The 21,345-nt window shown below is 68.0% G+C and carries 11 protein-coding genes and 3 pseudogenes; 6 read left to right on the top strand and 8 right to left on the bottom strand.

Annotated elements, in window-relative coordinates; genetic code table 11:
* Window positions 1-197: 197 nt before the first annotated feature.
* Window positions 198-1,154 (bottom strand): annotated as a pseudogene (locus IE142_RS12885) (IS110 family transposase); the annotation flags it as partial.
* Between IE142_RS12885 and IE142_RS36540 the strand changes: the two are divergent.
* Window positions 1,062-1,277, top strand: a complete 216-nt coding sequence (locus IE142_RS36540) for a hypothetical protein (RefSeq protein WP_229830404.1) — start codon at window positions 1,062-1,064, stop codon at window positions 1,275-1,277. The pseudogene IE142_RS12885 and the gene IE142_RS36540 sit on opposite strands and share 93 nt — an antisense overlap.
* Window positions 1,278-1,627: 350 nt before the next feature.
* Here IE142_RS36540 and IE142_RS12880 read toward each other — a convergent pair.
* From IE142_RS12880 to IE142_RS12870, 3 genes and pseudogenes are all read right to left on the bottom strand, one after another.
* Window positions 1,628-2,426: pseudogene (locus tag IE142_RS12880) on the bottom strand (IS110 family transposase); the annotation flags it as partial.
* A 604-nt stretch (window positions 2,427-3,030) separates the two neighbouring features.
* Entirely contained in the window at window positions 3,031-4,851 is a 1,821-nt protein-coding gene (locus tag IE142_RS12875; protein ID WP_191885856.1) for an IS481 family transposase, read from the bottom strand.
* Window positions 4,852-5,532: 681 nt separating this feature from the next.
* On the bottom strand, window positions 5,533-6,990 hold the full coding sequence (locus IE142_RS12870; protein ID WP_191885855.1) for an NF041680 family putative transposase: 1,458 nt from the start codon (window positions 6,988-6,990) through the stop codon (window positions 5,533-5,535).
* A 1,078-nt stretch (window positions 6,991-8,068) separates the two neighbouring features.
* Here IE142_RS12870 and IE142_RS12865 point away from each other — a divergent pair.
* The 4 genes from IE142_RS12865 to IE142_RS12850 all read left to right on the top strand — a co-directional run bounded on the left by IE142_RS12865 (window position 8,069) and on the right by IE142_RS12850 (window position 11,470).
* Window positions 8,069-8,431, top strand: coding sequence for a hypothetical protein (locus IE142_RS12865; RefSeq protein WP_191885854.1), 363 nt, complete (start codon window positions 8,069-8,071; stop codon window positions 8,429-8,431).
* A 608-nt stretch (window positions 8,432-9,039) separates the two neighbouring features.
* Window positions 9,040-9,741 (top strand): site-specific integrase, encoded by a 702-nt coding sequence (locus IE142_RS12860; RefSeq protein WP_191885853.1) that lies wholly within the window; start codon window positions 9,040-9,042, stop codon window positions 9,739-9,741.
* A 122-nt stretch (window positions 9,742-9,863) separates the two neighbouring features.
* Complete coding sequence (locus IE142_RS12855; protein WP_191885852.1) at window positions 9,864-10,166, top strand: helix-turn-helix transcriptional regulator; 303 nt, start codon at window positions 9,864-9,866, stop codon at window positions 10,164-10,166.
* 83 nt (window positions 10,167-10,249) lie between these two features.
* Window positions 10,250-11,470 (top strand): tyrosine-type recombinase/integrase, encoded by a 1,221-nt coding sequence (locus IE142_RS12850; RefSeq protein ID WP_191885879.1) that lies wholly within the window; start codon window positions 10,250-10,252, stop codon window positions 11,468-11,470.
* Between the two features lie 143 nt (window positions 11,471-11,613).
* Here IE142_RS12850 and IE142_RS12845 read toward each other — a convergent pair whose 3' ends face one another.
* Together IE142_RS12845 and IE142_RS36535 are read right to left on the bottom strand one after the other, a co-directional pair.
* Window positions 11,614-13,143, bottom strand: a complete 1,530-nt coding sequence (locus IE142_RS12845; RefSeq protein WP_191885851.1) for a helix-turn-helix domain-containing protein — start codon at window positions 13,141-13,143, stop codon at window positions 11,614-11,616.
* 63 nt (window positions 13,144-13,206) lie between these two features.
* Window positions 13,207-13,385, bottom strand: a pseudogene (locus tag IE142_RS36535) (DUF4236 domain-containing protein).
* Window positions 13,386-13,711: 326 nt separating this feature from the next.
* Between IE142_RS36535 and acnA the strand changes: the two are divergent.
* The gene (gene acnA / locus IE142_RS12840) at window positions 13,712-16,429 is read left to right on the top strand and encodes an aconitate hydratase AcnA (protein WP_043383038.1); all 2,718 of its coding nucleotides are present in this window, start codon (window positions 13,712-13,714) and stop codon (window positions 16,427-16,429) included.
* Here acnA and IE142_RS12835 read toward each other — a convergent pair.
* A complete protein-coding gene (locus tag IE142_RS12835; protein ID WP_306432545.1) occupies window positions 16,375-17,034 on the bottom strand; it encodes a hypothetical protein in 660 nt (219 codons plus the stop codon). The genes acnA and IE142_RS12835 overlap by 55 nt on opposite strands.
* Before the next feature lie 169 nt (window positions 17,035-17,203).
* Window positions 17,204-21,013, bottom strand: a complete 3,810-nt coding sequence (locus tag IE142_RS12830) for a GH92 family glycosyl hydrolase (protein ID WP_191885849.1) — start codon at window positions 21,011-21,013, stop codon at window positions 17,204-17,206.
* Between the last annotated feature and the right edge of the window lie 332 nt (window positions 21,014-21,345).

The following is a 21,345-nucleotide window of genomic DNA, read 5'->3' as shown; positions in this document are numbered from 1 at the left end:
CAGCGGTCAATCTCGCCTCATTCCTACTCTGGGCAAGATCCGTTTGAAGACGGACCCTAGTAGTGCTTCGTTAGGTTCTGGGTCTGATTCTGCGTGTGGTGAGTGGTCGGCCGCAGGTGGTGCAGGTGCCGGTCCAGCACCTCAGCAGGTCCTGGAGGACGTCGAGGACCTGGTAGAGGGTCAGGCCGGTATGTGGGCTGGTTCTTGACCCTGCGGGCCATGACCGCGAGGCTTCTGCCGGACGCCCGGGTGACCGGCGCGGCCCCGGCGAAAAACTTGAGGCCTTTCGCGTTGGTGAATCGGGATCGGTCGTCGCCGATCTCGGCGAGCACCCGGGCGCCGGTGAGTGACCCGAGCCCTGGAAAGCTGGGGATGATCTCGGCGTCCGGGTGCGTATCAAAAGACTCCACCGTCGCTTCGGCAAGGTCGTCGACGCTGATGCAGGCGGCATCAAGCTGTCTGAGCAGGGCGATGGCCTGGCGTCCCATGGCTTGCTCGACTTGGTGGGGCTGGCGCATCTGCGGGATGCGCAGGGCGTCTCTCAGTCGTTCGGCTTCTGCCTCGATGCCACGCTGGCGGCCGGCCTTCTTCAGCAGCGCGCGCAGCTGGACGCGGGTCAGCTTCGCTGCCTGATCGGGAGTGGGGGCTGCGGCCTGCACGGTGCGGGCGATGTTGCTGCTGATCCCTTCGCGGTTGTGCTGGAAGACCGCGAGGAAGCCGGGGAAGTATTCACGCAGGTGGGAACGGAGTTTGTTGTCCGCCTGGGTGCGGTCCCAGACGGCGTCCTGCTGGGCGCGGGCCAGGACGGCGATCGCTTGGGCAAGCTCGCTGTCGTCGGGCAGAGGCCGGTGGGCGGCGCTGTCCGTGCGCAGGATGTTCGCGAGCACCATGGCGTCGAGGTGGTCGGACTTCTTGCGGGTGACCGCGTGGCGGTCGCGGTAGCGGGCGGCGGCCATCGGGTTGATCGCGTAGATGGGCCGGCCGGTCGCGCGGAGGCAGGCGACGAGTAGGCCGCGGGAGGTCTCGATCGCGACGGGGACCGGAGTGTTGGCGGTGTCGCCGTGGGTGGTGAGGAGTTCGAGGAGCTGGTGCAGGCCGTCGAGGTCGTCGGTGATCCGGGCCCTTGCCAGCAGGGTTCCCTCGTGGTCGACCAGGGCGACGTCGTGGTGGTCGCTGGCCCAGTCGATTCAGCAGGTGACGGTCATCGTGTCGTGTTCGTCCTCTCGGTCGGGGGCGTGCTGCTGGTCGCAGCCGTGCGGGGGCACGCGTCTCCCTAATGGAAGGGCTCGATGGCCCTGCATCCGATCAGCCGTTCGTGACCCCAGCGGCCCGCAGGGCCCTCGGTCTGCTCCAGAGCTCGGTGGCTCCAGGCGTGGTGAGAGGTGATCCCTGTGGGCGGCTCGGACCACAAACCCCAACGATCCGATCATCAAACTGGATGCGGTTGTCGTGCTCGTAGCGCTGGACGGTCCCGGAGGCCGGCTCTTGACCAAGGGATCCGGTCCCAGGGGGTGTGTACGGCTTCTCCGGAACCGACCAGCACTACGAGTGATGCGGGGCCCGCAGTCTCTTTCAGGGCCTCGACGGGCCGGGGTGGGCCTGGCGGTGCCCCGCATCACTGCCCATTAGGGTGGGCCTCCAGCAGGGCCTCGATCCGGGCCTCCAGGGCCCGGCGTTGTTCGTGAACGGCGGCCAGCGACTTCGCCAGCGAGGGCACGATCACGTCGAGGGTGCCGGTGCTGGGGACGACGACGGTCTGCTCGTCGAGAGCGGTGAAGATGTCGTCGACCAGCCGCCCGGCCATGCGCGGTGCCCTCGGGCGGATGACCTCGACGAGCCTGCGGCGGCCTGCCTTGCGGAGTGCCTGCGGGGATCCGTAGCGCTCGAGGAGCCAGGTGATGGCTGCGTGGTCCAGGCGCGGGCCCAGGACGCGTTCGAGGCTGGGGTGGAACTGGGTGAGCAGGCCGCGGATGCGGTTGGAGGTGCGGTTGGCCCTGCCGGCGAGGTCCTGGTCGAAGCCGACGAGCATGGTCAGCTCCGCGGTGACCTCATCGGTCAAGTCGAGGGTGCGCAGGGTGTGGGGCATGGTGCGGGCAGCAACCGCGATGTCGGCGGCGTCCTTCGCGTCGGTTTTGGCTTCGCCCGGGTAGAGGTCGGCGATCGCCTGGCAGGTAGGCGACCTGACAGTCGGCGTCCCGGGCGACGGTCAGCGGCAGGGCGCCGATGGAGGCGGGCTGGTCCACGACCACCAGGACGGTACCGAACTTGGCCGTGAGCTTGTCAAAGACGGCCCGCAGCTTCGGTTCGCTGTTCGGCAGCTGCTTGTCGAACACCGTCTTCCCGCCCGGAGTCAGTCCGTGTCCGTGATGGGTCTGCTTGCCGACGTCCAGGCCCAGGAAGACGCCCACCCCGTCGATGCTGATCACCGTGCCCCCACATGTGTCGACGTGTGCCGGCCTCGGCGGTGGGGGCCGTTCTCGCGCATCCACGTTATGCAGACCTGCCGCCCGCGAGCGGCCTGGCATTGCGGCCGGGCGGTGGTCGGACCTCTGATCAGCGTCTCTGACGGCACCCCTCGGGCCCGGTGACACCACCCCCCAGGTCATCCCTTCGACAGGGGGCAACAGGCATGCCGGGCCCGGGGGTCAGCGGCCCTCTTGCAGGACCGCGAAGAAGATAACTGTGAGAGTTCTTCTGCGGCCCGGGATGGGTTGCTGCCAGGCTCGGCGCTCGTGATCCGGCATGACTCGCAAGGTAACTGGCGTTCCGTCAGGGGCTGCCGTTCCCCCGAGATGTCTGCCGGACGCGGGCGTCGGCCTGGCCCACCCGTTGGCTTGATCAGCAGCTTGTCCGCCTTCCGGCGTGACTCATCACAGTTCCGCCACGTGGTGACTCCACCCAGGCCGACGCCGTCACGGTCGTCCGCCCGGAGGAGAACAGCCGCATGACTGACGGTGTGAGGTCCCGCGAGATCTTGGACAGTTTGGTCCCACGAGATGCTGGACGTCACCGGTAGATGCTGGACAGCCGCTACTTCCTCGTGCGCGCGACCGCCTTGAACTGCCTGATCGGCTTGTCGCTGGTGCGGGCATGGGTGGACAGTTCGACGTCGCCGTCGAGGACACGGAAGACGGTGTCCTCGATGAGGATGGTCACGGCTTTCCCAGCATGAGCCCGGCCGATCCGCAGGCGCTGGCCGCCGACCATCACCACGCCGTCCGCGGGCACTTTGCGCTGAGCCCGCAGGGCCTGCGCCGAAGGAGGGATGATCGCGGTGCGCGGGCTGCGGACCCCGCTGATCTGCGTTCGTTGATCCGGTGGGATGGGCGCGGGCAGCGTCTTCACTACCCGGCCGTCGGCGATGACATGCATCAGCTGGCCCTCGAACCGCAGGGTGACCTGCTGTCCGGTGAGCTGGGCTGCCAGCTTGACGCGCTGCCCGCCAAGGCCGACGTCGCCGTCCCGGCCGACCAGCCGGTCGACCTCGACCACGAGCGGGGCCTGCAGCCCGTCGGGCAGGGCGGGCGTCGCTGGTTCGGGGCCGGCGATCGGCCCTCCGCGCTGCACCAACGCCTTCAGGTCGGCCGCGGTGAACTGGGAGGTGCGGGTGCGGGCGAGTTCGCCGTCGACGAAGACGTGGATGCTGCGCTCATCGGCCCAGATGGTGGCGGTTCGTCCGCCCAGCGCGGCGGGGAACTTCAGCTGCTGACCGGAGGGCAAACACAGTCGGCCGATCGGCGAGATGAGCACCTCAAACTCCACGGCCCTGATCTGGGATTCGTCGACGGGCAACCGTGGTGATGGCAGCAGCGCGGGCAGCTGCGGCGCCAGCAGCTCGGCCGTCGTCGGCATTGTCTCGTCCTGCGGCTTGGGCAGGTGTACCTCGTGCCGGTCCTGCTGCGGGTCCTGGGCCACGGGGCGGAACATGGCGGCGGGCACGGCCATGTCGAGGGCCTGGTGCGGCCGGCTGTGGTTGTAGCCATGCACCCAGGCGTCGATGGCGGCCTGGGCTGTTGCCTGGTCCGCGAACCCACTGACATGGTCGAGCAGTTCACGCCGCAAGGACTTATGGAACCTCTCGATCTTCCCGGTGGTGGTTGGTGATCGGGGTTTCGTCAGCCGCGCGGTGATGCCGTTCTCCCGGCAGATCCGCTCAAAGAGGACTTCGGCCGGGACCGGCTTCGTGAAGCGGCCGGTGAACTGCTTGCCGTTGTCGGTCAGCACCTCCGAGGGCACCCCGTAGGCGGTCATGGCCTCGGCGAAGGCGGTGCACACCGCGCGGCCAGACGGCTCGGCGACCACCTTGGCGATCACGATGAACCGTGAGTGGTCGTCGATGCCGGTGACCAGCTTGCATTCGCGCCCGCTGGCCAGGAACACCCCGCCCATGATGTCCAGCTGCCACAGCTGCATCGGGGCGTCGCGCTGCCAGCGGCGGTAGACACGGCGGTGGTTCTGCTCCTGGTGGTTGATCAGTCCATGTCTGGTCAGGATCCGGTGCACGGTGGACCGGCCGGGCACTGGCACCAGCCCGCGCTGGCCCAGCTCGTGGACGATCCGGCGGGCGCCCCAACGTGGGTAGGAGCGGCGCAGTTCGCAGACCAGAGCCTCGACCTCGGCGTGCACCTGGTGTGGCGAGACGTGCGGTCGGCGCGACTTGTCCACCAGCGCGTCCAGCCCGCCGGCGTGGTACCGCTCGATCCAGGTGTACACCGACTGCCGTGACGCACCGAACTGGCGGGCTACCTGCGCGACCGGCGCCCCGTCCAGCACCTGGAGCACCGCCCGGTAACGGTGCTCAGCCATCCACCGCCGGTCGTCCACTGGCTCAGGCTCATGCGTTTCCGTCATGGAAGGACCAACGAGCCACGGTCGTCCAGGATGTGCCGAGACCGTCAAAACCGCCGTGAGACCGTCCAGGATCAACCGGGACAGAACTGTCCAACAACCCGTAGGACTTCACATACGGGGAGAACGAAATGGCCGTTGACAGCGAGACGAGCGCGCCTGGGAACGCACCAGTCACAGACAGGGAAGCATTCCTCGTGAGGAGAGCCTCCGACTCTACATCGAATATCACGCCATGATGGCCACGGCCGGACGTCTCGCCGACGAAAACCGTCCAGCCCGTGCCGGAACTTGGACACATGATCAGGCTGACTCCTGGGCGGACTGGCTCCTGCCACATCTCCCAGCCCCGACCGGCTGGCTCGCAGACCTCGGGACGCCGCTCCCGGCCGAGGCCGAGTTCCTGTTCTCCCGGGTGGGGTCGGAGACGTGGGACCCCCCATCGTCGGCTGACTTCGACAGTGCTCTAGGACTGATCGGTGACGACGGTGCATCGGACGTGACCCGTGTGGTGGCTAAGCGTTGTCCCGTAACTCGGAGCAAGGGTTGGAGAGCCACCGCCGCCGGATCGCCTTGTCCGGTTCTGACCCAACTTGCGACCCCAATAGCATCCCGGCCGATCAGGTCGAATCGGACGCCGACAAGCGGTCTCCAGAGTTGCGGGACAGCCCTTAGTCTTGATCTTTAACCTGTGCGGCGGGGGCGGGGAGTGGTCGACTTCCTGTTCCGGGACGTGGTAGCCCTCGTTTTGCGGGGTGTGTGGACGTCGTGGCGTGGGGTGGGCCGGGTGTTCTTCCGGCCGGGAGGTCGTCCAGGTCCGGGGCGGGTGGATTTCGGTGCCCCGGCCGGGCAGAGGACCGTGGGGCGGATGTGCCGAAAGTCGCGGCGGACACGTGCCGGGGTCAGCCTGTCTGAGGCAACGGGCCTCTCCCATGGGCGACGCCGGTCGGCTGCGAGTGGCCGGGCCAGCCGCAGTTGGGTGTAAGCCGCGAGGATCAGCCAGGTCCAGCGGTCGGCCGCCTCGGGGGCGCGGATCTTCGGGCAGGTCCAGCCGAGCGTCTGCTTGAACAGGCGGAAGGTGTGCTCGATGTCGAAGCGACGCAGGTATGCCTGCCAGAGTCGGTCGGCGTCCGCTTCGGTGGCGCCGGTGCCCGACCACCACAGCCAGACCGGCTTCGGGGTGGCTCCGCTGGGCAGATGATCGATGTCCAAGCGGATCACTGTCCCCTCGACGATCGGGAGTGAACCGTCGGCCGCGGCCCAGGAAGAACGGTGCGTGAGCTTGGGATGGAGCCGGTCCCAGGACCTGGCGACGGCGGTGCCGTAGAGGCGCGTGTCGGTGACCGTGTGGGTGTCCGGGGTGCCCCAGGTGTCAGGCTGCCCGAAGACGAACTCGCCGCCGTGCCGGGGCGGCCGGCCCATGGTGTGAGGCTGCCGTGGCGGGGCTGGCCTGCGCAGGACGCGGTCCGACCGCATCCTGGCCAGGACTTTCACCGGCAGATCCCGCAGGAGGTGAGCCAGGCGGGGCGCGTCGTATCCAGCGTCCGCGATGACGAGGACATCCGGATCACCGACCTGCCACTGGCCTGCGGTGATCAGCCGCTCGACCAGTTCGCGCAACTGCCGGGCGGTGACGGTGGCGCTGTCGTCCCCAGGCGCCAGACGCAGAGCGTCCAGCGGGGCGGTCCACGAGCTGCGGCCCGGCTCGAGCGCGCAGATGATCGAGTACGGCCAGCCGGGGACGGGGATGTGCTGGTCCTTGCCCCGGCCGTAGGTGTGACACAGGATCCGCTCCGGTGAGGTGTGGGCGTCCGGCCGCAGCCAGCAAGTGATGTCGACGGCCAGGACCAGCCGGCCGTCGGCCGCCCGCGGCAGGGACACCGAGGCCAGAGCCTGCCGCATCCGATCCGCATCGACCCGGCCCTTTGAGACAGCGGCGTAGAGTCCTCCGTGCCCTCGGCGGTGTTCGCCCACCAGCGACAGCTCGGCCAGGGATCTCACCGGCCCATCACCGCACAGAACCGCATCCGCCAGCTCGAACAGCGCATCCGAACGAGCGGTGAGACAGGAGTAGAACTCGCCCCGGAAGCGTGACAGTTCGACTGGCGGCTCTCGCCGGACATCGCGATGCAGCAGACTCATCCTCACGGCCTTCGTGCTGGACGTGTGTGTTCCTTGGTCGGAGCACATGTTCAGACGAAGGCCGCTTCCGTGTACGGCGGACACCGAACCGAGTGATCAAGTACGACGCACCGTTCGACGGCGCACGTTAAAGATCAAGTTAGTGTCCAACTTCATGGCCCCGACGCCTACGAGACAGTGAGAGTCACTTCCGCCCTTGTCGATCCTCGCCGCGCCACCGATCTGCAGCGTGCTCTCGCTGCGGCTTCCGACCCGACGGACTGGAAGCTGCCCGACGAAGAAGAGGAAGACTTCGAAGTCGATGCCGGCGCCTTCCGCCTCAGCGGATGGATTCTGGATCCTTATGAGCCGACTGGGTACCTTGACCGACACGACGTATATGCATATGAAATGCGTCGCGAGCTTCCACTTCCCGGGAAGGCGTTCAGGGCTCAGAGCCGCACAGCACTCGACGCGACCCGTCTCGTGCTGACAGCGCACGACGGACGCGTCGTGGCACAGGCGCAGCAATGGGCCGACCCAGACCCAGGGAATGACTCGAAATCTTCGTTGGCGTCATCCGGCTATCGTGTCCACGTCAAGCGAGACGCACTGCTGCGGTACCTCTCTGCCACACGGAAATGCCTCATCACGGAGGTTCAGATTGCACGGCGCCGAACCGGACAACGACGCGACGGGTACCGGATCCCCGTCAGCCGCATCTATCTCCTCGACGCCACCGGATCCCTCACCGCCAGTGGATACCGTCGCGGAGCTGGGTGAACGTATCCTGGACGAGTTCGGTGACGAGCACACCAATAACACCCTGATCCGTTGGCTTGCTCATTACACAGCCCGCCTTGTGACGGAAGCCGACCAAGCGCGCGAGACTAACGCCCCGGACGCCGCAGCCCGCACCGCTGAGGCACGGGACGCGATCCTGCGACTCTGGCAAGCCCGCTCCTCGTGGCCCTCCGGATGGCCGCCCCCGTACGCGGCAAAATTGGCTGCGACCCTCGATGCGCTTCCTGAACCGGGGAACGACAGGTGGTCTCGGCCTACCGTGCCGGCGCGGTTGCACGAGATTCACCACAATATCTTGGCCATCCTTGTCGACCTGACGACCGACGACCGTCCGGAGGCCGAAGAAGGGTGGCTGAACAGCTTCGGGGGCCACCTCACCGAGGGTGAATCGGCCGTACTCCGATATGCGGCCCACTTGCCGAGAAGGGCAGCAACCCTCCAGCGGAGGGACGAGGTGGAGACTTCTGCGGGCGCCGATGCTGATGCCGGCGGGTCCGGCACGGCGGCTGTAATTAAAGAGCTTGCCGAGCTCGCGGAGGCATACCGAAACACCATCAACGAGCTCTTGGGGGCGGTTGTAGAGGCTGCCACGTCACCAGACGAAGACGCTGATGGCGATACGCAAGAGACCGCTCCCTCCGGAGAGGTGGCCGTGTAGGAGGGCCGACCCCGGTCGTTGAGGGCGGTCGGTGGCGCGAATCCCGACGGTTGTGTCCAGGCCGTAGGTGAGGCGCGGGCGTCGGTGCGTTCGACCGTGGCCGTGACGTGGAGGTCGTCAGAGCTTGGGACGGCGAGTCCGTCGGGCGGGCAAAGGCTTCGACGATCTCGCCCTTGGTTTCGGCGATCTTTCTCTGCGTGTCGATCTCGCCGATGTGGGCGGTTCAGAAGTCCGGAGTTACTGGGGCAAGAGTTCAGAGCAGGTGTTTAGAAGGCACCTGCTCTGTTCCGGCGTTTCCGTCCGTTCAGGGCCGACTGCTCGATGGGTCGATTCTGGTGATTCTGCCGCCAGCGTGGCGGTTTGTCGTGTGGTTCGCCGACGGCAGACATGTTGATCCCGGAAGGGACTGGAATCGTGCGGCGAAGCAAGCGAACCTAGATCAGCTCGCGGAAGAGTGTGTGCGTGAGCGGGGCAACATAGCCGAGGATCGCCGGTTAGCCAAACCGGCGATCCTTCGGACCATTGGAGAAGTCCGGTCGCCGTGCGATGTGCATGCCATGGCCGGACGGCTGTGTCTATTCCCACACCTCACTTCAAGGAGCTTTCCCGTGGCCGCAGTTGTTAGTGAAGGAACGTTTCATCTTTCCGATCGGCAGTGCTTCGCGATCCTGGACTGGGCTGGCGAACAACCGCAGGACGGCCTCGTTCTGCGCGCCTTCCTGGCCTCCATCGCTCTCGCGGCACTGCGCCCGGAGGAAGCCCTGGCGCTGCGCGTTCGAGACGTGGAAATCGCAGAAGACGGCGCCAGTTGGCTCCTGGTCCATCCTCAGGCACAAGAGCGCCGCGAGAAGGATTCGGACCGCGCGGGCGCCGTACGGCGTGTCCCCCTCTGCCGCGACTTGGCGGCGATCCTGACGGTGGAGACCATCCGGCGCGATCTCCACCCGGAGGACGCGATATTCGCTCTCGACGATGGACGGCCGCTGACCGCCGAGGTCTACCGGAAGGTCTGGCGGCAAGCGCGGGCGGCGGTTCTGCAGGCGCATGAACTCGACTCACCGCTCGGCAGGCATGTCTCTGCTCTCCGTGACGCGCGCATCGCTGCGTGGCTGAAGAACGGCGACCAGACGGCTGGGCACATCCTTGCGGTGGCCGAATGCGCCGGAATGAGCGCTCCTCGCCTCGCCGAACGCTTCGCGGACTGCCTTCGCAAGCCGACACGTGACGAAATCCCTTGGGACCGACTCGAAGCCGCTTTGGCCCTTCCTGACCTGCCGAGCCAGCCGAATCGGACCGCACGGCGTCCGTAGCGGTACTCCGAGTCGCGGCTTCGCCGTGATTCGTCCCTGCCTCACGACAGGCAACGGCTGGGCGGACCAATGGTTTCCGCCCAGCCGGGCGCCCCTCTCCCGTCCCTCACAGAGAACCCCAGATGCCTGCACGACCCTTGCCTGCCCCCACTGCTTCCTCCACGGCCGTACGCACGGCCTTCCTGACCGTGAAGGACGCCGCCGACTACCTCGGCCTCTCACCCCACACCCTCTACGTCTGGCGCCACCGCCGTCAGGGACCGCCGAGCTTCCGCATGGGCCCCCGCGGTCGCGTCATGTACCGAGTGGAAGCCCTCGACGCCTGGGTCCGTGAACAGGAGCAGGCCGACTCCCGCTCCAATCCCGCCCTCAACCCGCTCAGCGTCCGACCTCAGGAGCGTTCCGCCCGCTTTACCACCGCCTGACACGGCCTCCTGCGTCGTAGAACGCCGCCGCTGCCCCCATTGCAAAGGAGTTCCACCTGGCCGGCTACATAGAAGACCGATGGCTGAAGAAGCGCCCGAATCCGAAAACCGGCAAACGCGACCGCACCGCCATGTACGGCAAGTGCACCCGCTACCGCGTCAAGGGCATCCCCGGCGTCAAGGACCGTTCCTTCGACGCCCTCCAGGACGCCAAGACCTGGCTCGCCCAGGCCCAGACCGACGCACGCCGAGGCGAGTTCGTCGATCCCCGCGACGGGGCCATCTCCCTCAAGGACTACATCGCCACCCACTGGTGGCCCACCCAGAGCGGTGACCCGTCCACGATCGAGCGGATCGAGCAGAGGGTACGGCGGCACATCGTTCCCCATCTCGGTGCTCAGCCGCTCAACGCCATCGGTACGGAAGTTCTCCGCCACTGGAAGAAGCGGCTGGAGAAAGACCTCGGTCCGACTTCCATCCGCCTGGTCTGGGCAACGTTGTCCAGCGTCCTCCAAGCCGCCGTCGAGGATCGTCGCCTCGGACGTAACCCATGTCGGTCCAGCACGGTCGGGCCCCCGCCCGCGGCCCCTGGCAGGGTTGAGGCGTGGCCGCCTGAACGGGTGCTGGCCGTACGGGAGGCCCTGCCGGATCGCTACCGGCTCCTCCTCGTGATCGGAGCAGGTCTCGGGCTCCGTCAAGGAGAGGCGCTCGGGCTCTCCGCGGACGACATCGACTTCGAGAAGGAGGTCGTGCACGTCCGGCGGCAGATCAAGATGGTGCGGGCGAAGCTGTGTTTCGCTCTCCCCAAGGGGCGCAAGGTCCGGGACGTGCCGTTGCCGGCCAGCGTGGCCCGGGCCATCCGGCAGCACATGGAACAGTTCGCGCCGGTGCCGGTCACGCTGCCCTGGGACGATCCGACTCCGGCCGAGACGCCGGTGGAAGCCAAGCACCGGCGGCCGAGGACCTACAGCCTCCTGGTGACGGGGCGTGAACGGAAGGCCATCAACCGGAACTACTTCAACTCCTACGTGTGGAAGCCCGCTCTGGCCGAGGCAGGAGTGATCGCCCCGCTGGACGAGGCCAGCATGGTCGGTGCTCGCGTGTGGGAGCCGTCCCGAGAGCACGGCTTCCACGCCCTGCGCCACTTCTACGCCTCCGAGGAACTGGAGGCTGGCGAATCGGTCATCTCCCTGGCACGCTGGCTGGGGCACTCCGACCCCGGGTTCACGCTGCGGAAGTACTCCCACTTCCTGCCCCGCGCTGGCGCACGGGGCAGCGCCGCCATCGACGCGATCTTCGCGTAACCGAGGCCGGTCGCCAGAGCCCCTGGAACATGGCTCGTAGCCCGCCGCAGGCGCAAAGTCCCAGAGAAGTCCCAGAGATGCCGCCGCACCCCTCCCTGTCCCGCTAAGAAGCAGGTCAGACGGGGTGCGGCGGCATCGCCGTATCAAATGTCCCGGAAGATCTCGATCTGCGCCCCGATCGAGTTCAGCCGCTCCGCCAGGTCCTCGTACCCGCGGTTGATGACGTAGACGTTGCGCAGCACGGACGTGCCCTCGGCCGCCATCATCGCCAGCAGGACGACCACGGCGGGGCGCAGGGCCGGTGGGCACATCATCTCGGCGGCGCGCCAGCGGGTGGGGCCCTCGACCAGGACGCGGTGTGGGTCCAGGAGCTGGAGTCGGCCGCCGAGGCGGTTGAGGTCGGTCAGGTAGATGGCGCGGTTGTCGTAGACCCAGTCGTGGATGAGGGTCTGGCCCTGGGCCGAGGCCGCGATGGCCGCGAAGAAGGGGACGTTGTCGATGTTCAGGCCCGGGAAGGGCATGGGGTGGATCTTGTCGATCGGCGCTTCGAGCTTGGAGGGGCGGACGGTGAGGTCCACCAGGCGGGTGCGGCCGTTGTCGGCGAAGTACTCCGGGGTGCGGTCGTGGTCGAGGCCCATCTCCTCCAGGACCGCCAGCTCGATCTCCAGGAACTCGATGGGGACCCGGCGGACCGTCAGCTCGGACTCCGTGACCACGGCGGCGGCCAGCAGGCTCATCGCCTCGACCGGGTCCTCGGAGGGGGAGTAGTCCACGTCGGCGTCGATGACCGGCATGCCGTGGACGGTGAGGGTGGTGGTGCCGATGCCTTCGACGCGGACGCCGAGGGCCTCCAGGAAGAAGCAGAGGTCCTGGACCATGTAGTTGGAGGAGGCGTTGCGGATGACGGTGACGCCGTCGTGGCGGGCGGCGGCGAGGAGCGCGTTCTCGGTGACCGTGTCACCGCGCTCGGTGAGCACGATCGGGCGGTTCGGGCGCACCTGCCGGTCGACCACCGCGTGGTAGTGGCCCTCGGTCGCGGCGACGTCCAGGCCGAAGCGGCGCAGCGCGATCATGTGCGGCTCGATGGTGCGGGTACCGAGGTCGCAGCCGCCGGCGTAGGGCAGCCGGAAGCGGTCCATGCGGTGCAGCAGCGGGCCGAGGAACATGATGATGGAGCGGGTGCGGACGGCGGCCTCGGCGTCGATGGCCTCCATGTCCAGGTCGGCCGGCGGCACGATCTCGAGGTCGGTGCCGTCGTTGATCCAGCGGGTGCGCACGCCGATGGAGTTCAGCACCTCCAGAAGGCGGTACACCTCCTCGATGCGGGCGACCCGGCGCAGCACCGTGCGCCCCTTGTTGAGCAGCGAGGCGCACAGCAGTGCCACACAGGCGTTCTTGCTGGTCTTGACGTCGATGGCGCCGGAGAGGCGCCGGCCGCCGACCACACGCAGGTGCATCGGGCCCGAGTAGCCCAGCGAGACGATTTCGCTGTCCAGTGCTTCGCCGATACGGGCGATCATCTCAAGGCTGATGTTTTGGTTGCCGCGCTCGATGCGGTTGACGGCACTCTGGCTGGTGTTGAGCGCCTCCGCAAGCTGTGACTGGGTCCAGCCTCGGTGCTGCCGGGCGTCACGGATGAGCTTGCCGATGCGTACGAGGTAGTCGTCTGCCATGAGGTTGAGGCTATCTCAGATATGAGATGGCGCATCCTGGCGGGTCCGCTCGGGTGACGGGCCTCAACGACCGCCCCGGCGGCGCCCGCCGGTCGTCGTGCGGCGCCATCCGAAAGGACCGGGCAAATCCTTCGATGTCGTACGGCGTCCGGTGCTGCTGCGTGTGTGGCGCGGGCCGTTCCCGCCGCCGGTCGTGAGGGACCGCGAGCGCTTTTGATGTTCAGCCGCACTCCGGGGAGGATCCGGAAGGTCTTGCGGAACGTGAGGGGCGTCGCGCCTCCTTCCGAGTCGAGCCGGGCGCACGGTCCCGGCGCAACCCGGATACCCCCGTCCGGCGTACTGATGGCCGCACGGGTCACCCGGGATGGGGCGCACGCCACACTGCGCCCGGGCATGACCAGTCCGCCCCTATGTACTAGAGTTATCTCGACATCGAGATATCTGCCGAGGCGTACCGCAGCCACCACCCTGGTAAGGGTGACCTAACTTAGCCTTACCTTAGCGGATTGGCCAGGGCGGCGTGGCGGCAGGATGCGGTGGTACGCGCACATAAATGAAGGAGACTGTCGTGTCGGCGAACAGCTTCGACGCCCGCAGCACGCTGCAGGTGGGCGACGAGTCGTACGAGATCTTCCGGCTGGACAAGGTCGAGGGCTCCGCGCGCCTTCCCTACAGCCTGAAGGTCCTGCTGGAGAACCTGCTCCGTACCGAGGACGGCGCGAACATCACCGCCGACCACATTCGCGCCCTCGGCGGCTGGGACTCGCAGGCCCAGCCGTCGCAGGAGATCCAGTTCACGCCCGCCCGCGTGATCATGCAGGACTTCACCGGCGTGCCCTGCGTCGTCGACCTCGCCACCATGCGCGAGGCCGTCAAGGAGCTGGGCGGCGACCCGAACAAGATCAACCCGCTCTCCCCGGCCGAGATGGTCATCGACCACTCCGTCATCGCCGACAAGTTCGGCACCAACGACGCCTTCCAGCAGAACGTCGACCTGGAGTACGGCCGCAACAAGGAGCGCTACCAGTTCCTGCGCTGGGGCCAGACCGCCTTCGACGACTTCAAGGTCGTGCCGCCCGGCACCGGCATCGTCCACCAGGTGAACATCGAGCACCTGGCCCGCGTCGTCATGACCCGTGACGGCAAGGCCTACCCCGACACCCTGGTCGGCACCGACTCGCACACCACCATGGTCAACGGCCTCGGCGTCCTCGGCTGGGGCGTCGGCGGCATCGAGGCCGAGGCCGCGATGCTCGGCCAGCCGGTCTCCATGCTGATCCCGCGCGTCGTCGGCTTCAAGCTGACCGGTGAGCTGACGCCCGGCACCACCGCCACGGACCTGGTGCTCACGATCACCGAGATGCTGCGCAAGCACGGCGTCGTCGGCAAGTTCGTCGAGTTCTACGGCGAGGGCGTGGCGGCCACGAGCCTCGCCAACCGCGCCACCATCGGCAACATGTCGCCGGAGTTCGGCTCCACCGCCGCGATCTTCCCGATCGACGACGAGACGCTGAACTACATGCGCCTGACCGGCCGCAGCGACCAGCAGGTCGCCCTGGTCGAGGCGTACGCCAAGCAGCAGGGCCTCTGGCTGGACCCGAAGGCCGAGCCGGACTTCTCCGAGAAGCTGGAGCTGGACCTCTCCACGGTCGTCCCCTCCATCGCCGGCCCGAAGCGCCCGCAGGACCGCATCGTCCTCGCGAACGCCGCCGAGCAGTTCAAGCAGGACGTCCGCAACTACGTGGACAGCGTGGACGAGGCCGGCCAGGAGTCCTTCCCGGCCTCCGACGCCCCGGCCGTCTCCCCCAACGGCGCCCCGTCCAACCCGGTCCCGGTCACCGCCCCCGACGGCACGACCTACGAGCTGGACCACGGTGCGGTGACGGTCGCGGCCATCACCTCCTGCACCAACACCTCCAACCCGTACGTCATGGTGGCCGCCGCCCTGGTGGCCAAGAAGGCGGTCGAGAAGGGCCTGACCCGCAAGCCGTGGGTCAAGACCACCCTCGCCCCGGGTTCCAAGGTCGTCACCGACTACTTCGAGAAGGCGGGCCTGACCCCGTACCTCGACAAGGTCGGCTTCAACCTCGTCGGCTACGGCTGCACCACCTGCATCGGCAACTCCGGTCCGCTGCCGGACGAGGTCTCCAAGGCCGTCAACGACCACGACCTCGCCGTCACCTCGGTGCTCTCCGGCAACCGGAACTTCGAGGGCCGGATCAACCCCGACGTCAAGATGAACTACCTGGCGTCGCCGCCGCTGGTGGTCGCCTACGCCCTCGCGGGCTCCATGAAGGTGGACATCACCAAGGAGGCCCTGGGCGCCGACCAGGACGGCAACCCGGTCTACCTGAAGGACATCTGGCCCACCGAGGCCGAGGTCAACGAGGTCGTCGCCAGCGCCATCGGCGAGGACATGTTCTCCAAGTCCTACAGCGACGTCTTCGCGGGCGACGCCCAGTGGCAGGCGCTGTCGATCCCGACCGGCGACACCTTCGAGTGGGACGCCGAGTCCACCTACGTCCGCAAGCCCCCGTACTTCGAGGGCATGGGCATGGAGCCGGCCCCGGTCGAGGACATCTCCGGCGCCCGCGTGCTCGCCAAGCTGGGCGACTCGGTGACGACGGACCACATCTCGCCCGCCGGTGCCATCAAGGCCGACACCCCGGCCGGCAAGTACCTGACGGAGCACGGCGTCGAGCGCCGCGACTTCAACAGCTACGGCTCGCGCCGCGGCAACCACGAGATCATGATCCGCGGTACGTTCGCCAACATCCGCCTGCGCAACCAGATCGCGCCGGGCACCGAGGGCGGCTACACCCGCGACTTCACCCAGGACGGCGGTCCGGTGTCGTTCATCTACGACGCCTCCCGCAACTACATCGAGCAGGGCATCCCGCTCGTCGTCCTGGCCGGCAAGGAGTACGGCTCCGGCTCGTCCCGCGACTGGGCGGCCAAGGGCACCGCGCTCCTCGGCGTCAAGGCCGTCATCGCCGAGTCCTACGAGCGCATCCACCGCTCGAACCTCATCGGCATGGGCGTCCTGCCGCTCCAGTTCCCGGAGGGCCAGTCCGCGGCCTCCCTCGGCCTGACCGGCGAGGAGTCCTTCTCCGTCTCCGGCGTCACCGAGCTGAACGAGGGCACCACCCCGCGCACGGTGAAGGTCACCACCGACACCGGTGTCGAGTTCGACGCGGTCGTCCGCATCGACACCCCCGGTGAGGCGGACTACTACCGCAACGGCGGCATCCTGCAGTACGTGCTGCGCAGCCTGATCCGCAAGTAGGCGAAGGCGCACAACGGTCGATGGCCGCACCCCCGGCGACGGGGGTGCGGCCATCGCCGTGTCACGTGCCGGCTCAGGCGACCGCCGCGCCGGTGCCGCGGGCCGCGGCGATGTGGTCGGCGCGGCCGGAGCCGTCGTAGAGCGTGATGTCCACGTACGCGCCGTCCGGGATGTCGAGATCCTTCACCGTCAGGTCCACGGGTGTCCGAAGTGCCCGGCGCGGAGAAGGTGCCCAGGTCGTGGTACGAACCGCCGGGCGAGTAGCCGACGGCCACGTAGAAGGTGTCGCCGTCGTTCTTCGTGCCGTAGACCCAGAGCTTCTCGTCGTCCGGGTGGAACTCGACCTTGTCGACGAACCAGCCGGCGTCGTTCAGCTCCATCCTGACGGCCAGCCCGCCCGCGAGGTGCGCGACGTGTGTGCCGTCGAACGGATCGGTGAGCGTGCCGCCGCTGCACGGGCAGCCGTCGGTGTCGCGGTAGTGCGTGCAGACACCGGGATCGGGGTCGTAGGCTCGGACCGGCGCGGCCGAGGCGAACAGGGCTCCCGCGGCCAACGGTGCGCCCGTGACCAGTCCCGTGAATCGTCTGCCGATGTTCGTCCGCATGAGTCCCCCTCCGACGGTACGCGACACGCGATACGCGAGCGCCGACCCGGCGGCCGCCGGTGGCGCCCGCTCATTCCGGTGGATCCGTCACGCGTGGGGAACGGTGCGGCACGTGGGAGTGGCGGGTTCAGGCCACCGCCCGAACCCGCCACCCCTCGGATGGGCCCGCCTAAGCCAGCAGCTCCACCTCCGCCAGCGTGTGCTCACCGTCGAGGACGAGGCGGTACTTCTGGTACGTCCCCGGCGACTTCACCGAGAACGCCCGGGTCTGCCGGTCCCAGGCGAAGGTTTCGCCCGAGCGCTCGTCCAGCGTCCGCCAAGTCGTGCCGTCGGCCGAACCCTGGAGCTTCCAGCCGGTGGGGGCCTGCGCGCCGTCCGCCGGTGACGTCAGCGTGTACTGGACCGCCTCGGCGCCCTTCTCGGACACCGGCAGTTCCACCGAGGTCACGGCCGCCTCCGTGGCCGACGTGTTGTCGAACAGGGCGCCGTCGGCGTCGATCGCGTCCGAGCGCGGGGCGGGCACCTCGTCGTCCTCGGTGATCGACACCGGCGCCGCGTGCTCACCGGTGGCCCACGAGGACGGCCGCGGGCCCATGTCGAACTCCAGGACGCCGCCCCTGGCGATCAGGTCGTGGGGGAGCGCGGTGGAGTTCCAGCGCTTGCCGTTGACCTTCAGGCCCTGCACGTAGACGTTCTTCGCGCTGTTCTTCGGCGCCTTGACGACCAGCTCGCGGCCGTTCTCCAGGTGCACGGTCGCCTTCTCGAACAGCGGGGAGCCGATCGCGTACTCGCCGCTGCCCATCACCAGCGGGTAGAAGCCGAGGGCGGAGAAGAGGAACCAGGCCGACTGCTCGCCGTTGTCCTCGTCGCCGTGGTAGCCCTGGCCGATGTCGCTGCCGGTGTAGAGGCGGGAGAGCACCTCGCGGACGTTCTTCTGCGTCTTGTACGGCTGTCCGGCCGCGTCGTACATGTACAGGGCGTGGTGGGCGACCTGGTTGGAGTGGCCGTACATGCCCATGCGGACGTCGCGCGCCTCGGTCATCTCGTGGATGACACCGCCGTAGGAGCCCTTGAACTCAGGGGACGCCGTCTCCGGGGTGGAGAGGTACTCGTCGAGCTTGTCAGCGAGGCCCTTGCGGCCGCCGTACAGGTTGGCGAGTCCGCGGCTGTCCTGCGGGGCGGTGAACGCGTAGCCCCAGCCGTTGGTCTCCGTGTAGTCGTGGCCCCACACGCGCGGGTCGTACTTCTCGGAGTCCACGCGCCAGTTGCCCGCGAGGTCCTTGCCCTGGAAGAAGCCGGCCTTCGCGTCGAACATGTTGACGTAGTCCCGGGCGCGGTCGAGGAAGTACGCCGACTCCTCCTGGTACCGCTTCTCGCCGGTCTCCTCGTAGAGCTTCTCGCCCATCTTCGCGATGCCGTAGTCGTTGAGGTAGCCCTCCAGCGCCCACGACATGCCCTCGTGCGTCGCCGTGCTCGTGTAGCCGAGGAACGGCGAGGTCTCCATGCCCTTGCGGCCCACGCCCGAGGACGGGGGCACGGTGGTGGCGTTCTTGACGGCCGCGTCGTACGCCGACTTCACGTCGAAGTCGTCGACGCCCTTGACGTACGCGTCGGCGAACGCGACGTCCGAGGAGGTTCCGGTCATCAGGTCCGCGTAACCCGGGGAGGACCAGCGGGAGGTCCAGCCGCCGTCCTTGTAGTGCTGCACGAAGCCGTCGACCAGCTCACCGGCCTTGGTCGGGGTCAGGAAGGAGTACGCGGGCCACGTGGTCCGGTAGGTGTCCCAGAAGCCGTTGTTGACGTACACCTTGCCGTCCACGACCTTGGCCCCGGTCTCCGTCGGGGTGTTCTCCCCGACCGCCTTCGAGAAGGGGGAGGCGTACTTGTACTTCCCGTCGACCTTCTCGTGGCCCGCGTTCGGGTACAGGTAGAGCCGGTACAGGCTGGAGTACAGGGTCGTCAGCTGGTCCCGCGTGGCGCCCTCCACCTCGACCTTGCCGAGGATCCGGTCCCACTGCTTCCGGGCGTCGCGCTTGACCTCGTCGAAGGAGGCGCGCTCCGGAATCTCCTGGCGCAGGTTGTCCTTCGCCTGGTCCACGCTGATCAGGGAGGTCGCGATGCGCAGCGTCACGGTGCGGTCCCGGCCCGCGTCGAAGCGCAGGTGGCCCTTGACGCCGCTGGAGTCGCCGCCGGTCACCTTGCTGTCGAACTCGCCGTGGACGAAGAGGCGGGTGGCGCCCGCGGAGCCGCCGGACTTGACATCCGAGTAGCCGGAGAAGGTGCCGTTCTCCTTGTCCAGGGTCAGGCCGGCGTTGTCCTCGACGTTGTCGAAGATGACGCTCGCGTCGTCACCGGGGTAGGTGAAGCGCATCATCGCCGCGTGGTCGGTCGGCGCCATCTCGGCCTTCAGGCCGTTCTCGAACCGCACCCCGTAGTAGTACGGCCGGGCGGTCTCGTTCTCGTGCCGGAAGGCCAGCTCGCGCTCCTCGCGGCCGGTGTCCGGCGTGCCGGAGGCTGCGGACGGCATCACCTGGAAGGTCTGCCGGTCGCCCATCCACGGGCTCGGCTCGTGGCTCGCGGCGAACGCCTGCAGGGTGGTCAGGTTGTCGTCGTTGTTGCCGCGCGCGTACTCGTAGATCCAGCTGAGCGAACCGGCGTTGGTCACCGGGGTCCAGAAGTTGAAACCGTGCGGCACGGCGGTCGCGGGGAAGTTGTTGCCGCGCGAGAAGCTGCCGCTGGAGTTGGTGCCGCGGGTGGTGACCGCGTAGTCGGACAGGTGGGCCTCGGGCCGTTCGGGCTTCGCCCGCTCGATCTCGATGTCGTCCAGCCAGCCCCGGAACTTCGCCGGGCCCTTGGGGGAGTCGTACGCCACCAGGATCCGGTCGACGGTCTTGCCGGCCGCGACCGACCCGATCCCGGACCTCACGCTGTTCCACTGGTTGACGTACAGCACCTCGGCGTCGCCCTGACCGCGCGGCGTCAGCGGGAACCCGTGCTGGTCGGTGGCCTTGAGGTCGCTCAGGTAGGTGCCGTCGGTGAAGGCGAGGTCGACGGAGACGTTCGTGGCGTCGTAGTCGAGGTCGCGGTCCGCCATCGACGGGAAGATCTTGTACGACAGCTCGGTGCGCCGGTCGACCTTCACGTTGACGTCGAAGACCTTGTTGTACGAGTAGGCCCGGCCGTCCGCGGTGTGCCGGCCCGCGTAGCGCAGCGCGTGCGTGCCGGTGAAGCCGGCGCCCGCCTTCGCGGTGGGCGAGCCCGTCGGGCCCTCGTCGACGAAGGAGAGCATGTCCTCGGGGACGGGCGTTTCGGTGTCGCCGGTGGAGAACTGGACGTCGCCGAGCTGGAGCGCGTCGCCCGCCCCGTTGTTCTTGGTGAACTCCAGCCGGAAGTGCTGGAACTCGGCGGCCTCGGCGAGGTCGTACGTCTTCGTCCGGAACGGCTCGTCGAAGGTCTCCCCGGAGCGGGTGTCCAGCGTCCGCCAGGTCTCGCCGTCCGCCGAGCCCTTCAACGTCCAGTCCCGGGGGTCGCGTTCGGGGTGGTCGTTCGCGGAGGTGAGCGCGTACTTGACGATCTTCGCCGGCGCGTCCAGGTCGAACTCGACCCAGCCGGTCGGCGCGAAGGTCAGCCACTTGGTCGTCGGCTCGTTGTCGGCGAGGTTCTCCTTCACCTCGCCGGCGCCCGCGTTCTCGCCGCTGGCCCGCACCCCGGTGACGTGTTCGGTGACGTTGCCGGGTATGCCGGTGCTGTAGCCGCCGTCGACGCCCGAGGACCGCTTCTTCCCGTCCTTGCCCGTGTCGACGGTGTCGAGCCAGTCCGGAGCCGGGTCGTCCGCCTCGAACGAGGACGCGAACTCCCGGTCGGTCTTCGCGGGCGCGGCGGGCAGCGCGACCGCCGCCCCCTGCGAACCCGCCGCCACGGCGAAGGCGGTCGTCAACACGACCGCCGGGCCCCATCTGTGCCGAACTCTGTACTGCATGCCCTGGCCACCCTCCCTGCGCTGGGGACAACGTTGTCAACTCAACTGCGCAAGGACCAGTAGGGGTCAAGTGGCAAGTGATGTCAAGGGTGTTGGATGTGGCGTTCGGGGCTTATGCCAGGGATTCTTCCGGCAAGCGGCGCACAGGCCGCTCGTATTTCCGGGAGGTCTCAACTCGGAAAAGACGTACCGTCAACCTTGCATTCGATCTTGCTCAGCCGGCGGGAAGTGGACTATACCTGTCGGCCATCGGGGGTTCAGGGGGGAACCGCGAAAAGGGACCGCCCAAGCGCCCGAACAGCAGTGTCCGCACAGCAGTGTCCCGACAGCGT

Origin of the sequence: Streptomyces mutabilis (assembly GCF_014649815.1) — a bacterium.
GTDB classification, from domain to species: Bacteria; Actinomycetota; Actinomycetes; order Streptomycetales; family Streptomycetaceae; genus Streptomyces; species Streptomyces mutabilis.
This window is presented reverse-complemented; position numbering and strand designations above follow the sequence as displayed.